Origin of the sequence: Zobellia roscoffensis (genome assembly GCF_015330165.1) — a bacterium.
GTDB lineage: Bacteria > Bacteroidota > Bacteroidia > Flavobacteriales > Flavobacteriaceae > Zobellia > Zobellia roscoffensis.
In genome coordinates, this window is record NZ_JADDXT010000002.1 from 3434041 (window position 1) to 3450494 (window position 16454).

At 36.9% G+C, this 16454-nt stretch carries 12 protein-coding genes; 3 read left to right on the forward strand and 9 right to left on the reverse strand.

From position 1 onward, the window contains the following. The first annotated feature begins 106 nt into the window (after positions 1-106). From IWC72_RS13900 to IWC72_RS13910, 3 genes are all read left to right on the forward strand, one after another. Positions 107-2068 (forward strand): histidine kinase dimerization/phosphoacceptor domain -containing protein, encoded by a 1962-nt coding sequence (locus tag IWC72_RS13900; RefSeq protein ID WP_194530173.1) that lies wholly within the window; start codon positions 107-109, stop codon positions 2066-2068. A 2-nt stretch (positions 2069-2070) separates the two neighbouring features. Beyond that, complete coding sequence (locus IWC72_RS13905) at positions 2071-2802, forward strand: response regulator (protein WP_194530174.1); 732 nt, start codon at positions 2071-2073, stop codon at positions 2800-2802. A gap of 340 nt (positions 2803-3142) precedes the next feature. Further along, complete coding sequence (locus IWC72_RS13910; RefSeq protein WP_194530175.1) at positions 3143-4144, forward strand: hypothetical protein; 1002 nt, start codon at positions 3143-3145, stop codon at positions 4142-4144. 86 nt (positions 4145-4230) lie between these two features. On the opposite strand, the gene IWC72_RS13915 is transcribed toward IWC72_RS13910, so the two are convergent. The 9 genes from IWC72_RS13915 to IWC72_RS13955 all read right to left on the reverse strand — a co-directional run bounded on the left by IWC72_RS13915 (position 4231) and on the right by IWC72_RS13955 (position 16282). Continuing rightward, on the reverse strand, positions 4231-5847 hold the full coding sequence (locus tag IWC72_RS13915; RefSeq protein ID WP_194530176.1) for a M28 family metallopeptidase: 1617 nt from the start codon (positions 5845-5847) through the stop codon (positions 4231-4233). A gap of 167 nt (positions 5848-6014) precedes the next feature. Then, complete coding sequence (locus tag IWC72_RS13920) at positions 6015-6629, reverse strand: fumarylacetoacetate hydrolase family protein (RefSeq protein ID WP_194530177.1); 615 nt, start codon at positions 6627-6629, stop codon at positions 6015-6017. A gap of 86 nt (positions 6630-6715) precedes the next feature. Beyond that, positions 6716-8866, reverse strand: a complete 2151-nt coding sequence (locus tag IWC72_RS13925; protein WP_394370105.1) for a DUF349 domain-containing protein — start codon at positions 8864-8866, stop codon at positions 6716-6718. A gap of 191 nt (positions 8867-9057) precedes the next feature. Beyond that, positions 9058-9798, reverse strand: a complete 741-nt coding sequence (locus IWC72_RS13930) for a shikimate dehydrogenase family protein (protein WP_194530179.1) — start codon at positions 9796-9798, stop codon at positions 9058-9060. 30 nt (positions 9799-9828) lie between these two features. After that, the gene (locus IWC72_RS13935; protein ID WP_194530180.1) at positions 9829-10857 is read right to left on the reverse strand and encodes a DUF368 domain-containing protein; all 1029 of its coding nucleotides are present in this window, start codon (positions 10855-10857) and stop codon (positions 9829-9831) included. A gap of 12 nt (positions 10858-10869) precedes the next feature. Next, entirely contained in the window at positions 10870-11784 is a 915-nt protein-coding gene (locus IWC72_RS13940; RefSeq protein WP_194526768.1) for a DUF368 domain-containing protein, read from the reverse strand. Positions 11785-11899: 115 nt separating this feature from the next. Beyond that, complete coding sequence (locus tag IWC72_RS13945) at positions 11900-13300, reverse strand: tetratricopeptide repeat protein (RefSeq protein WP_194526769.1); 1401 nt, start codon at positions 13298-13300, stop codon at positions 11900-11902. Positions 13301-13397: 97 nt separating this feature from the next. Then, on the reverse strand, positions 13398-14579 hold the full coding sequence (locus IWC72_RS13950) for an aspartate aminotransferase family protein (protein WP_194530181.1): 1182 nt from the start codon (positions 14577-14579) through the stop codon (positions 13398-13400). Then, positions 14576-16282 carry an OstA-like protein gene (locus tag IWC72_RS13955; protein ID WP_194531167.1) on the reverse strand — a complete coding sequence of 569 codons (1707 nt, stop codon included), beginning with the start codon at positions 16280-16282 and terminating at the stop codon, positions 14576-14578. The genes IWC72_RS13950 and IWC72_RS13955 overlap by 4 nt, the downstream gene beginning before the upstream one ends. Positions 16283-16454: the final 172 nt, after the last annotated feature.

The window sequence follows — 16454 nt, forward strand, 5'->3', positions numbered from 1 at the left end:
AATTACTGTCCGAATAGCCAAATATTTTTACCGAAGTAAATATTGTAGGATTGTTGTATATTTAAACATCCTCATTTTTTTCCCCTGGTGAGAAACGCAACCAACCATGGAAAAAAAAATATTCTACTCCGTTTTTTTGTTTTCTTTTTTTATCCTGAATTGCACCCCGCTCTTTGCTCAAATTACGGAGTTGTACGATGGCAAATCCTATAAAAAAATATTTGTAGAAACGGATAATTTTGGTGCTTCTTACCTAGATATTTTAGAAGAATCTTTCCCTTTGGCCAAACCGGATTCCGTTAAGTTTTCCATCCTTAATGATCTTGCTTATTATTGGCACACTAGAAACTTGACCAAAGCGATGGAGTTTACTAAAACAGGCTTGGCATTGACCAAAACAAGTAATGACACGCTGTGGGAAGGCCGTTTTCAGATAACCGAAGCCGCAATTTTACTCCGAAAGGAAAAGCTTGACCAAGCCGAAAAAGTGCTGGAAAGTGCAAAGTGTAAGGTTATGGAAAAGGATTTAGCGCATTTAAATACCCAATTAGGGTATGTATACGAGCGTAGGGGGAAACTAGGTAAAGCCGCAGACTATGCCCTTGAAGCTTTGCGGTTAGGTGAAAAATTGAACGATAATCGGGCAATTGCAATGGCATATAGCGATTTAAGTAATCTCTTTTGGAAACAGTCAAAGTTTGAAACGGGTCTAGAATACGGACTCAAATCGTTGTTGCTATATGAAGAGCGCCGTATTAATGATTTAGATTATGATTTTACACTTTTTGTCGTTGGAAGTAACTACTTGTCATTGGGCAGGCATGAAGAGGCCTTAAACTACCTTCGGCATTCTATTGCTATTGGCGAGCGTTATGGTTTTTACAATAACCTGAGCGATGCCTATATGGTTATGTTGGATACATATGCTTATCTCAACGAATTTGAAAAAGCTGAAGAAGCTGGTTCCAATGCCTTGAAATATGCGGAGTTGCTGGATAATAATTTTCTAACAATGCGAAGTTGGCTCTCCATTGGTAATGTGAAGAACCTGCAGGGGAAGTATACCTCTGCCATTGACTGTCTTGAAAAATCCATTACCATAGCTACAGATGATTTTGGCGATGCATTCTTTTTGAGTCAGGCGTATGAGGCTTTGGGCAAGGCCCATGCGGGAAACCATCAATATAAAGAAGCTTATACCGCACTTGCTAAGTACGATGCATATAAGGCTGCTGTTTTTACGGCCGAGGCAGACAATAGAACATCATTGTTAAGAACAGAATTTGACGTAGCCGGTAAAGAGGTAAAGATTCGCTCACAAGAAGCCCTCATTTCAAAACAGCGTACCACACAAAACCTGATTATTGTTATTGCCGGACTGTTACTTTTACTTCTGTTAATTTCCTACAAGGCAATTCAGAATAAATTAAAGGCAAACAAAATGCTCGAAAAGCAAAATAAGGAGAAGGAATTTTTACTAAAGGAGATACATCATAGGGTTAAGAACAACTTGGAAATTGTATCTAGTTTATTATCGCTTCAAGCTGCTCGAATAGATGATGTCTATATGCTTTCTACTATTCAGGAAAGCCAACATAGGGTTCAGAGTATGGGTATGATTCATCAAAAATTGTATATAGGAAAGAATTTGGCTGCGGTTGAAATGAAAAGCTATTTTGAACAGTTGGGCGAATATATTATTGATGCTTTTGCCGCTAATGAACAAGTGCATTTAAAGGTAGAAATGCAAAATCTTGAGTTAGATGTTGATTTGGCTATTCCCATTGGACTTATAGTAAACGAACTGTTTACGAATTCACTAAAATATGCTTTTCCAAAAGGAAGAAAGGGGAAGATTAGAATAAGCCTGGTAGAAGAAAAAGGGAAACTAAAGTTAGAGGTTATGGATAACGGTATAGGGAAACAACTAGACACAAATACCCAAGGCACAGGCTTCGGTACACAATTGGTAGAGTTGCTTACAAAACAATTGGATGGCAAAATGATACTTAAAATAAATCAGGGAACAACAGTATCCATTCAATTTGAACCTGGCAAAGCGGCGTGAATATGAAGAACAAGACCCGAATACTTATAGTGGAAGATGACATGATTATAGCTGCCAATATCTCATTGCAATTAGAGAGTTTGGGATATGAAGTTACTGGCATCGTAACAAGGGGAGAGGAAGCCTTATTGCAAACCAAAGAGAATGCACCTGATATTTTATTGCTCGATATTAATTTAAAAGGAGCTTTGAACGGTATTCAAACGGCAATGGAAATTCATAAGCATAGAGATATTCCCGTTATCTATCTTACGGCCAATACAGATGAAGCCACATTTTCTGCGGCAAAGAAAACCAAACCCAAGGCCTTTATAACAAAGCCCTTCAATAAATTAAATCTAGAGCGGACTATAGAATTGGTAGCTGACCAGCTAGTGAAGGAGAATGTCCAAACAGCATCGCTACCTGATCTAGAAGTTCTTGAGGATCGCGTATTTATTCGCTATAATGGTAAAATGGAAAAACTGCTGCTAGATGATATGCTTTATATTGAAGCGAACCGGAATTACTGCACTGTGGTGACCAAAACGAAACGTTTTGTATTGAGCCAAACCCTGAAAATAATGCAAGGACGACTGCCGAAAGCCAATTTTGTTCGCGTACACCGATCGTTTATAGTGAACATCTCTAAGCTTAATACAATTGCAGATGACCATTTAGTTATCAATAGAAAGGTTATTCCATTGAGTAAATCCCAGAAAGAATTCTTGTTCAAGCGTATCCAGACCATTTAATCTATTTTATGGCAGCCGCTTCGTGTTTTGTTCTATAAATTTTCTGGTTTATCCTCTCTCCAAGTAAGCGTGTCGAAACCTTATTTCATGTCATAAAATAAAGTAGCATAGAATAGACTACGTTAATATTCTATTAATTTTCTATAAGCTTCATGCTGATTTTTAGATTCTTATGATTTTACATCAAAAGTAGCTCAATAAAAAATGGTTCATATAGGCTAGTTTTGGTATAGACTTTGGCCACTTTCAATCCAAAAAAATAGATAAAAATGGGGATGGCGGCAAAGAGCGAATCCACTTTTGCAACTGTAAAACCAAAACAATTCAATTATAGTAATTTATGAAAAATTCAAAACTTAGATTAGGAGTTTCAATGCTTACGGTCATTATGTTTTCCTTACTGATGATCAATTGTAGTGACGATGATTCTAGCACCGAAACTGAAAAAGAAGCGGTTGCGGAGTATGTTACGGAAACCAAGACCAATTTACTAGGGGAGTGGGTATTGATAAGCAGTAGCATTAACAATGAAATTATTGCCAGTTCAGAATTTGAAGTTTTAAAGGATTCCCGAGCCAATTTTAATGATGATGATACCTATAGCCTGGTATACAAAACAGGAACTAACAGCGCTGCGGGTTCTAGTATTTCTACAAACACACAGGAAGGGACGTACATGATAGAAGGACTTAACAAGGTTACTTTTTTTGATTCTTCTTCGGAAATTGAACTTATAGACGATACGCTTAAGGTAACTTCAGTAATTACCGATGCCAGTGGTACGGAACAGACAAGGTTAGATATTTTTGTAAGAAACGATAACGAAGCCTTGAATCAACCGGAAGGGGCCAATACGGATGAGGTAGAAGTAGAGGAAAAAACGGAAACTCCTGCCGATACTAACACCTATGATGGAACTGCTGTGATTGCCAAATTGCTCGGAAAATGGGAATTGACAGGAGCAACGGACCCTTGTTTAATGAAGAATACAATCGACTTTCAGTCAGACAGTGTGTTTGAATTTTTACAACACAAAACTACGTTTGGAAGAAGCGATCTATTAAAGTATAATATTGGGGTGAGCTACCCAATGCCGGCTGAATTTGCTGCTAGCGTTACTAAAGGGAACGAAACGGTGGATTTTGATACCAATGCCGATTGTAGTTTTATAAAAACGAGTCTGGTGGAATATGAGGTAACGGATGAGAAAACAGTTGAATTGAAAAAATCTACAAGCGCTAAATTGGTATTGGAAAACGATACTACACTTACGCTTATTTATACGTACTTGAATGCGGATAATGAAGAAGCTACAATTGAGTTTACGTATGTAAAATCATAAATTTCATTTAAAAAAACACGGTTTAAGATGTATATGAAAGTATACCTTAAACCGTGTTTTAATTTTTAGTTGACTTCTTTTTGATACTATTTACGGGCCGCTTTAAATTCGCTTCCATCGTACCATTTGGGGAAATAATCTTCATTGGCCAATCGCAATCCTACATTATAAAATAACTGCAGATCAAATTGAACGCCGCTCAGTTCCGTGGTTTCGGGATCGTACTCGTCCGAAGGTTGGTGGTAGATATGGGTTAAATAGTCCGCTTTCATTTTCTTTATCTCCTCAATACTCATGTCAAAACCTTCATGTGAACCACTGGCATATAGGGCGGGAATACCAATCTTGGCAAAATTGAAATGGTCCGATCTAAAGAAATATCCTTTTTCGGCATCCGGGTCTGGAATAATATAACGGTCCTGTTCTAAGGCGGCTGCTTCGGCATATTCATCCATTTCGGACTGTCCAAAACCAGTTATGGTCAGGTCTTTCATTTTTCCGGGGCTGGATAGCGCATCAATATTAATATTTGCCACGGTTTTCTTCGGGTTAAAAATGGGATTTTCGGCATAATAAGCTGAGCCTAATAGGCCTTGTTCTTCTCCAGTTACGGCTATAAATGCGATAGAACGTTTTGTTGGCTTACTATTTTTTAAAGCTTCGGCAATTGCCAAAAGACCTGCGGTACCCGAAGCATTATCTACGGCACCATTATAGATGGAGTCCCCGTTTATAGCTTTGCCTATACCGAAGTGATCCCAATGTGCGGAGTAAATGATAACTTCATTCTTTTTATCCGTCCCGGGAATAAGTGCAATTACATTTTTAGAAACATCTTTTTTAATCTTATTTTGAATTGCAACAGAAACGTTTAAATCTAGAGAAATAGGCTTAAACTCTTTACTTCTAGCAAGGGTTTTATAATCCTCACCTTTCATAATTGAAGCATCAAATATGCTTTGGGCACTCTCACCACTAATCCAAGACTCAACATCTAAAAGAGGTAAATCACTTTCAATAATTAATTTGGCTCCGCTCCAACCAGATTCAATCACATTCCACCCATAAGAAGCGGGCTCCGTATCATGAATAATAATAAGACCATCTGCACCTTGTCTTGCTGCCTCTTCATATTTGTAGGTCCAACGACCATAGTAAGTCATTTCATTTCCTTTAAACAAGGTTGAATCCCCAGATTGAAACCCTGGGTCATTGATTAAGACAACAGCAGTTTTACCTTTCCAATCAATACCTTCATAATCATTCCAGTCATACTCAGGAGCAACAATGCCATAGCCAGCAAAAACGAGCTCAGAATTATCAAGACTCACATTTGTTACGGCTTTATTGGTTGTAGCAACAAAATCTTTTAGAAGATCTAAATTGAAGCTTCCACCTTTTCCTGAAATTACCATTTTTTCGGTAGGAGTTCCGGTAATCTCTACCATGGGAACTTCTTGAAAAAAACTATCTCCGTTTCCAGGGGACAGACCTAGTTTTTCGAACTCATCTTTTAAATAAGTCACTGTTTTTACTTCCCCTTCTGTAAATGGCTTTCTTCCTAGAAACTCATCTGAAGCTAGACTCTGAATGTGTTTGCCAATAGTGGCTTGGTCAACTTCAATTAAAGCTGCGATTGTCTTTTCTTTGGTTCCACAACTTGTAAATAGTACTATAACTAAAAGTATAAAGTAATGCTTCATAACTGGTGTTTTTTAAAGTGATGATATCCTTGTACTTCCGTTTTTGTTTGCAGAGAAAAGCAGGCCAAATACTTAGCTAATATACTGATTTACCTCATAGTATATTTTGCTTCGGGCTTATTTGGCATGAGGTGATAGTCCTATTTAAAGGAAATTTTATGGCTGGTTTAAATCATTTTAAAATCCAACAATAACTCACCTTCAATTGAAGCTTGTAGATGGTCACCTTTAAAAGTTTGTCCTGCTCCTGATGCAGGTGTACCCGTAAATATCATATCTCCAGGGTTTAGGGTCATAAAAGTGGATACAAAGCTTATGATTTCTGCAAAGTTATAGATAATGAAATCTGTATTTCCTACCTGTTTTTGTTCTCCGTTTATTACTAAATCAAAGTTGATATTGTTTAAATCCGAAAAGTCAGAAATAGGTTTGAAATTAGAAATTGGAGAAGCTCCGTCAAACCCTTTGGCAAGTGCCCAAGGTTGTTTTTTCTCTCTGCTCGCAGTAAGAACATCTTTTGCCGTATAGTCAATACCAATAGCTATTTCGGATATATATGAGTTTGCGTCGTCTAGTGCAATGTCTTTTCCTTTTTTACCAATTTTCACAACCAATTCTACTTCATAAATAAGTTGGTTGGTTATGGAAGGAAAAACAACATCTTTATTATCTGTAACTAAAGATGAATCTGGCTTTGTGAATATTAACTGCGTGTCATTTTTTAGTCCGCTTATTTCAGATTTATCGTTAACATAATTCTTTCCGATGCCTATAATTTTCATATATTTTACTTTACTAATGAGCGAGTTGTTCTTATCATTTTTTCAAATGATGTGTTTAGTTTTCTGCGGGTGTTTTTATAAGGGAATTACTCTTCTTCTCCGGCTTCGCTATTTGCCGCTTCTTCCTCAGCATCGTTAGCCCTGTTTAAATCATTTTTTAAGATGTTGAGTTTCTTTAACTTCGCTTTCCAGGTCTCTAAAGTTTCTTTATGCGCGTCTACGCGTTTAATTACATCACGAACTAAAGGGTTATCTTCTGAAGCGTTGGAAAAGAACTGAAGGTTTGTTTCTAATTGACGAATCTCTCCTTTACTTTCCTCTATTTTCTTACGGATGAAACTACGCTCGTTTTGTATAGCTCGTTCGTTATCGGCATTTGCCAATTCCTGAATTTTATTTCCATATTTCAACAATTCCGACTCTTGACGGTCAATATCCAATTTCTTGAAAATGCCATCTAAAATTTTATTGAACTTCTGGTCAATGTTCTTTTTCTTAAAAGGAACTCTACCGTATGATTTCCACTCCGCAATAAATGCTTTTATTGTTTTAAGGTCGTCTTCGCGCTTGCCGGATAATTTAAAAGCAGATAACTTTTCAAGACAAGCATTTTTCTTTTCAAAGTTTTCTTGTTCTTCTTTAAGGCCTTCATTTTTTAGGGCATGTAGACGGTCAAAATAATGGTTGCAAGCAGTTTTGAACTCTTTCCATATCTTATCTGAGTATTTCCTGGGTACATGACCAATTTGCTTCCATTCATTCTGAATGCGTTTCATTTCTGGGGTAACCCTGTCATACTCTTCGCTATCTTTTAACGCAACGGCACGGTCAAGTAATGCTCTTTTTTTGTCCAGATTATCCTGTTGTTCTTTTTTTAGATTCTTGTAATAGGCATTCTTACTCCTATTAAAATTACGAACGGCAGTTTTGAAAGCACCCCATGTTTTTTCATTCTGGTTTCTAGGTACTTTACCTGCTTCAAAAAAAGCATTTCTACGTTCTTCCAGTTTTTTTATTTGTTGCTGTAGCGCTTTGTGGCTGGTAGCAACATTTTGGGACATGGCCTCAATAGTTGCTATTATTTCATTCTTTTTAACCAGATTCTGCTCGTATTGTGCATCAAGCTCTTTGTAATGGTCTTGCCTTCTCTGGTGTAAAACCTTTGTGGCATTACTAAAACGCTCCCATATTTCCTCACGATGTTCTTGACCTACAGGACCAATATCCTCTTTCCAGATTTTATGCAAGGTCTGTAAATCTCTAAAAGCAATAGTAAGGTCTGGCTCTTTGGCTAGGGTTTCCGCCTGTATCACTAATTTCTCCTTTTCTTCTAAATTATGTTTAAAATCAAGGTCCCGTAACTCTCGGTTCAGGTGTAGAAAATCATAAAAGATTTCAATGTGATGTTGGTAGGTACGCCATACATTGTTGTACTCGGTCCTTGGTATGGGCCCCGCATTACGCCAGTTTTCCTGAAGTTCCTTGAACGCTTTGTAAGTGGTGTTCATGTCCTCATCAACATTGACAAGACCTTTTAGTTCTTCAATGATCTCAAGGCGTCTGCTTAAATTTTCTTTTAGATTTTTTTCAAGGGATTTATAGTATTGATTGCGTTTCTCACGGTAATCACCATATACCTCGTTAAACTGTCTTTTAGTAACTGAATTGTACCTGAAATCTATTTCATTTCCGCCACCAGCGATAAAATCTTCTTTTTTACCCTCTATAAACTCTTGAAACTTTTGGTCAAATTCAGATTTAATGCCATCTACATGTTTCTTTATGGCTTGCACTTTTTCATTACGAACCAATTTTTGAAGTTCACCTACCAAATTTTCCATAGACATGGAATGGTAATCCAAAAGTGGAATAGTATGGCGTTCTTTATTGTCCGTATCTTCTGCATCTTCAGCATTGTTCTCGTCTATTTCTTCAAGAACATCTTCTTTTTCCTCCGTTTTCTCTTCTTTTTTAGGAGCAGCAGTAGTAGTTTCTTCTTTAATAGATTCGGACGGAGTTTCTTTTTCGAAAGCAGAAGGTTGCTCAATTTCGGGAGTTACCGTAGTTTGTGCTTCGTTGTCAGAGCCTTCATCCTCGGGTGTTCCGGATAGTTCTTTTTTAGGAGTAGCCACCGTTTGAGAAACCTCCGTACTAGTGGAATTCTCCGTATTTTCGATGATTTCTTCTTTGTTTTCTTCCCCTACGTTATGTTGTAGTTCCCGTTCCTTATCTTCCATCATTTCTAAGATATTGATTTTGCAAAATGCAAGGGTAAGATACTAACAACCACTCTAACAACAAAAGGTATAGGGGTATTTTAGCTTTCAGCAAAAATGTGGATTTCTCCGCAGACCTTGTAAAAGCCAATGAAATTGTAACTGTCTTTTAATAAGTTGATTAGATGTGAAACGAAAGAAGGAAGACCGGATTAACTTTCTTGCCAAATCTGCCATGAACGGTCTGCTTGAAGTTCCAACATTCGTAAACCGTTACAGATTTGGGCTCCTTTAGCTTCACCGGCTGTTAAAAAGGCAGTTTTTTCAGGATTGTAGATAAGGTCGAATAGAAAATGTTGGTCACTAAGAAATTCGTAGGGTAGGGAAGGTCGTTCCTCAATATTTGGGTGAGTACCAAGAGGGGTACAGTTCACTAAAATTGTATGATCTTTTAATACGTTTTTAGTAACTTGATCATAGCTTATTTTATTATTTCCAGGACTTCTAGAGACGAAAGTATAGGAAATACCGAGCTCCCCTAAAACATAAGCTACGGCTTTTGAAGCGCCACCAGTACCCAATATTAATGCCTTGTCATGGTGGGGTTTTAGAAAAGGCATCATGGCATTCTTAAATCCGTAAGCATCCGTATTAAAGCCTTTTAAGCCGTTTTCCGTGAATTGGATGGTGTTCACGGCCCCTATTTTTTCAGCTTCTTTATCAAGTTCATCTAAAAAGGGCATTACTTGTTGTTTGTAAGGTATGGTAACGTTCATACCATAGATATCGTCGTTGTTTTTTAGAACATCTTTAATTTCCTCAATAGCTTGAAAATCGAAGTTTTCATACGAATGGTCCTCTAGTCCCATATTAGAAAATTTCTCCGTGAAATACCCTCGGGAGAATGAATATGAAATATCTTTTCCTATTAATCCGAATCTTACTTTTTTCATATTTTATTTTTGAGATAAAAGCAAAGCCATTTACATTGTTAGCTCAGCATCTTTTCTAACCTTTCCATACCAGTCTAATACTAATAAAATGGCAATACCTACTAGAACAAAAAAGAAGGCCCACCAAGTCTCTGAGCTTCCTAAATCAGGAAAAAAACGTTCATAGTTGCTAATGATTTGTTTTCCATTACTATCAAGAATCAATTCTCCAGATATATCCGTTTTAAAAATAGTACGTTTCCATGGCCAAACTACACCTAAAGAACCAGTTATAAAACCGATAATTACAGCTGTAGTAATGTGTTTAAAGTGTTTCAGGACATAGGTCAATACATGCGAAAGGCTTACCAAACCCGTGGCAGAACCTGCTGTGAAAACAGCTAGAATGGTTAAAGTGTCCAAGCGTTCGGGATTACTTGCAAAACTATAATCTCCTATAAGGACTTCTGAAAAAGTATCATAAAGGGCATTTACAGAATCTACCAAGAGCAGCACATAGTTGCCAAGAAGGATAAGAATAAAGGAACCGGAAAGCCCAGGTAAAGTCATACCGGAAACACTAATAATGCCACAGGCGAAAATAAAAAATAGATTATCGTTTTCTTTTGCCGGATTTAAGAAACTTATAGAAATACCTACAATGAGCCCAATGATACCCGCTGTTATTGTTTTTCTATTCCAGTGTTCAAAGTCTTTTGAAATGTAATAAATGGAACCTAATATCATCCCAAAAAAAGCAGACCAGACAAAGAGTTCTTTTTGGGCCAAGAAATAATCAAGCAATTTAGAAACGCTGAAATAACTTACTAGCATTCCAAAAATAAGAAGCGATAGAAATGTACCGTTTATATACCTGTAAAAACTCTTGAACCTTCCGTTTAATAAAAGTTTAAGAGCTTTGCCATTTACTTTTTGAAGCGAGTAGATAAATTCTTCATAAAATCCACCAACAAACGCAACTATACCTCCTGAAACACCAGGTACTTTGTTTGCAGCACCCATGCACAGACCTTTTATGACCAAAAAGAATTTGTCAGTAAATGTTCTGGTGTTATACATGAACTAGGGGACTTATTTTTTTGAAGCAGTTCTTTCCAATATAAAAATCACTAAAAAACCAGTTAAAGCTGCTGCCAAGGCAATTATTATTTGACTGTCTCCCTCAAAATTAAAAGGGCTCACATTTTCGTCTAAAGTAACAACTTTTTTGCCTATGGTCTTAGTCTCCAATATTCTTTTCCAAGGCCATATTTTGTTCAAGGAGCCCACGATAAAACCGGTAAGTATGGCCAAGGTTAGATTTTTTTGGTTATTGAACATCCACTTTAAAAGTTTAGCAAAACTCAAAAGGCCAAAAATAGCACCAACACCTACTGCACCAATAACCTTAAAGTCAAGGTTGTGTACCGCATCTATTATAGTTTTATAAGATCCTAGCAAAACTAAAATAAACGCTCCCGAAATTCCAGGAAGAATCATAGCGCAGATGGCTAATGCGCCTGATAGGAATAGATAGGGTAGGCTATCTGCACTTTCCGAAGGCGGCAAAATAGTAATGTAATATGCCACGGCTGCACCTACAATTAAAGCGATTATAGTTTTAGCATTCCATTTTTGAACCTCTTTACCTACAAGCAGAATACTTGCTATAACCAGACCAAAAAAGAAGGACCATATTAGAATAGGTTTATTTTCTAGCAGCCAACTCACTAACTTAGCTAAAGAGAGTACACTTATTCCTATGCCTAAAAACAAGGCCATAAGAAAATTACCGTTCAGTTTAGTCCATGCAGCTTTTATCCCATTTTCTTTAAGTTCTTTAAAGAGAGAAAGGTCTACATTGTTAATTGAGGTGATAAGCTCTTCGTAAATTCCTGAAATAAAAGCGATTGTTCCTCCTGAGACTCCTGGTACAACATCGGCGGCTCCCATAGCCATTCCTTTTAGGGTAATAAAGGTATAGTCTAAAAAGTTTCTTTTTTCCATGTGGTTCGTTCGTTGAAAAGCAAAAATAGCTTTTAAAATTTGAACGTAGGAAAAAATGGAACAAGCCCTTATAATTTTTATAGTATAAAATTATAAGGGCTTGTTAATTAGTTGTTTATTTTGATGATTTTTCAGCTTTTTCTACGGCCTTCAATACCCAGTCAGATTTGGTGTATTGCGGAAACTCTTCAAAGAAAAGCGGTAATTTTTGTAAATCTAGTTTTAGCGCATCCATTAAACTAATACGCCCGTTTATAATATCATTGTTGGCTAAATGAAAACCAGCGGTTTTGTATTTAAGTTCGGCATTTTCTGGATAAAACTCCTGGCCTTGTGCTAAAATTTGTAAAGCACTTGTGGCATCTTCATTGTTTAGGACAACATCTGCCCAATTAAGCCAAGTCTTTAATTCATAATTACCAAGGTCTACGGCCTGTTTAAAGGCAAAGTCGGCTTGATCATACTTTTTAAGTGCCGCATTTATATACGCACATTTTTTCCAGTACAAAGGGTTTTCGCCGTCTATATTAAGAGCTTTGTTTACGTAGTAAAGTGCCTTTGTGTAATTTTCTCTACGGTAATAAAAATCGGTAATTGCTAACCATCCTTTATCCAATAAAGGGTCTTCATGAACGGTATGGTAGTAGTAATACTTGGCCATATCGTCATTCTGTAGCTTTTCATGGCATTTGCCAATTCTCAAATAAGCGTGAGAAGTAGGGTCTTCCATTTTTATGGTAGCCTCATAATTCTCTATAGCTTCATTGTATTTGCCCATTTTTTCAAGAACTTTTCCTTTTTCAAAATAGGCCCCGATAAAGGTGTCATCTGATATAATGGCAAAATCGTATGCGGCAAGTGCTTCAGTATGCATTTTCTTGTACATGTACTGCTTACCCAGCTGGTGCCATGCCACTTCGCAATACGGATTTCGTTCTAGATAATCATTTAGATATACAATGGCTCCTTCGTGATCTTCTAAGAATTCAAAACAATAAATAACATTGTACAATGATGAATAGTCGTGTTCATCAAAAGAAACACAACGCATAAAACTTTCTTTGGCCAATTTAAAATCGTCCATAAAAAGATATTCCATTCCTAATAAAGAATGAATGTCAAAGCTGTTTTCCGCTAAATCCAAAGCTTGGTTTAACAGGGCTACGGCCGCTTCGTGATTGTCTTTTTTTGAATAAATATTTGCCCGCTGAATAAAAATTTCCTCATTGGTGGCATCTAATATCTGAAGCTCATCTAGATGTTGCTCGGCAATATCTAACTGGTTTTCAAAAACCAGCACTTCAATATTCAACAACTTCAATTCCGTGGAATCTGGATGTTGCTGTAGACCAATTTTAATTGCTTTTTTCGCTAGCGCTATTTTACCATTGTTCAAATAATGATGTATGATGTCTTCAAAATCCTCGGCATCAAAGAAATAGATGTCGTCGGTTTTAAGCATCGATTCAAACTTGGCAATCGGCCTGTTCGGCCTTTCGTTGGATTCTAACGCCATAGGAACGTTTTGGTTAAACTATGTTATTAAAAGTAACCTTTTGAAGTACTCTTTTAAACTTGATTACACCTATATTATTAACAAATTAGTTAACAGGTTATTGCTTGTAACCTTCTAAAACTTCAAGTATTATACTACAACCGCTTTCAATTTCATCTGTAGAAATGGTTAAAGGCGGAGAAATCCGAACAGCTTTTGGTTCAAAAAGTAACCAAAATAAAATCAACCCTTTCTTAGCACAGGTAAGTATTAAGTGATTTACTATTTCGGCATTTTCTAGGATTAAAGCTAGCATGAGACCTTTCCCCCTAATTTCCTTAATTAGTCGGTGTTTGAGGAGTTTTCTAACAAGAGCCTCTTTTTTTAGTGTTTCGTTAATGAGTTGTGTCTGGGTAACTTCTTCTAAAGTGGCAAGGCAGGCTGCTGCAATAACAGGATTGCCACCAAATGTAGTAATATGGCCTAGTTTAGGACTATCTTGCAAGGTTGACATCAATTTATTAGAGGCCGTAAATGCACCTACCGGTAGGCCAGAGGCCATGCCCTTTCCTGTCACTAAAATATCAGGAATACAGTCATAGTGCTCAAAAGCGAACAATTTTCCGGTGCGCCCAAAACCCGGTTGAATTTCATCTAAAATCAGTAAAGTGCCAGTTTCATTACAACGTTGGCGAACTTTTTTTAAATAGTCATTTTTAGGTTCAATAAAACCTGCTCCACCTTGAATGGTTTCCAAAATGACTCCAGCTGTTTTCTTTGTTATTTTGTCTAAATCAGCTTCGTTATTAAAACTAATAAATCCTATATCGGGTAAAAGGGGCCTAAAAGCACTTTTTCTTTCTTCATAGCCCATTACGCTTAAACTACCCATTGTATTACCGTGATACCCATGACGAGCAGCTAGTAGTTGACTTCTTCCTGTAGCTCTTCTTGCGAGTTTTAGTGCGCCTTCTACGGCTTCGGTACCGCTATTAACCATGTAAGTGGTTTCTAAGGATTTGGGTAAAAGAGAGGCAAGAAGTTTTGTATACGCAACGGCTGGCTCTTGCACGTATTCTCCATATACCATAACATGCATATAGGTTTCCGTTTGTTTTTGAATAGCCGCAACTATTTTTGGGTGACAATGTCCCAAGCTGCAAGCGGAGACACCTGCAACAAAATCTAAATGGGCATTACCTTTGGCATCATATATATAGCTGCCTTTGGCATGCGAAACTTCTAATGCCAACGGGTGTGGTGAAGTTTGCGCTTGATATTTTAAGAAATCTTGTTTCATTGAACAGGACTTGAAGTCACTTTTTTAAGCTTAGGCCTTAGTATAGGCTTGGAAGCATTATCATTGGTAGGAGGAATCTTATTGACAGGGTCATTTGAATTTCCTGATCGTTCTGCTTCCTCAGCGTCAATATCAATGGGGTTTTCTATACCTCTAATGATGGGTAGTACAATATTGTTGTCGTCATCGTCAAATATATCTTCTTTGGAGACAATACGTTCATCGCCCCGCCATATGAATCCTTTTAGCTTCCTGCTTTCTACAGGAAGTTCTGTTTCAGGAAAAATATCACCATCTGGCTCAATAAAAAAAGAAAGGTCTTCAACATCATTATTAGCCATTACAATATTTATTTTACTGCAAATGGTTTTATCAATGCCTATAAGCTCTTCATCATCATTGTACATATAATAAATAACCTCAGTATTTTTAACTAGGTCAATATACTTTAACTCATTTTCAACGAATTTTCCAAAAAGGTCTTTACCTTTTGCTTGGTTGTAGCCCGTCATGCTAATACTATCCAAAGAAATAATAAAAGCATTTTCCAATACTTTGAGCGAATCAAGCTTTTCTGTTTCTAGATTAGAGATTAAATGTATGCTATCACCTGTCATTTGGTTATCTCCGTTCCAAAGTACTGGGTTGCGAATTAATTGGGTAATTCCTGTTTTTTCTGATGTATGAATGGAATCACATTTTCCACTTAAATCGGTTTTATAGAATTTAGCATTTTTAAAAGCGCGTAATACCCTGTTTTCTGGTTTTCCTGTAATCATCAAAGTATCACCATGCATATATAGTGAATCTTGTTCTACAAGGCTGATGGAAACTGCTCGCTTAGTTGCAAATACAGAATCTTTCGCTTTAAACACTTCGGCATAATGAGCACGGATAATTCCATTATTTACGGTATCTGTAACCGTGATGTTATTAGTGGCAGAAGCAAATTCTGAAGCCTTATTGAAATAGACACTATCACCTTCAATAATACGATTGTTGTAGTCAATACGGGTGTTTTTTATGCCGTACCCGCTTTCAACTTTAGTATCGTAGAAACCACGTTCACAATATATTTTATAGGCATCTCCAGTAATAGTTGAAGGTCCGTACATATATGCGTTCTTAGATGTTGTATAGTAGTCAAGTTGCTGGGAGTCTAGTATGTATTGTGGATTATCTATATGAACACTGTCTAGAAATTGATACTTGTCCAATTCCATAAAATACCGACCAATTTCGCTGGTAAGTGTATTGGTAGAGTCTATGATGGTACCCGAACTATTGTAATATGATTCTTGTTTTTCACGATCAAAATAGAGAGTGTCTGTTCTTAGCGTCATTTTACCACTCTGCTGATCGGTTTCTAAAAGTACGTCTTCAAAAGCCTTGGCCAGCCTTGTTTCTCCATCATAATTGATTTTACCACTGGTCATTTCTATAGAATCACCTTGCTGCAAACGAACATTCCCTAAAGCACGTAGCCTATTTTCTTTTTGGTAGTAAATGGCAATATCGCACCAAAGATCTGCGCCTTGGTGTTCAAATTGCACTTGTTTATCATCCTTGCTAAAAATTGAAGCTCCGGGAAATTGTTCTTCATTTTTAGTAAAGTTGGCCCCGTAAACAATGTTAATCTGTTTACTCTGCGTAGTATCGTTTGGGGAAGTCTTTTCTTCTTGAGCATGGCCAATAAGAGTCATGCCAAGGAAAAACAAAAAAATACGGAGTAGATTCAATGCTATTTGAATTTTGACCAAAAATAGGTTTTTTTTAAAGGAAGCAATATAGTTTAGGATAGATTTAGGACGATTACAAACCGCACTGAAATTTGTATTTTTCCTCACTATCCTAAACTACATATCGAAATTTATA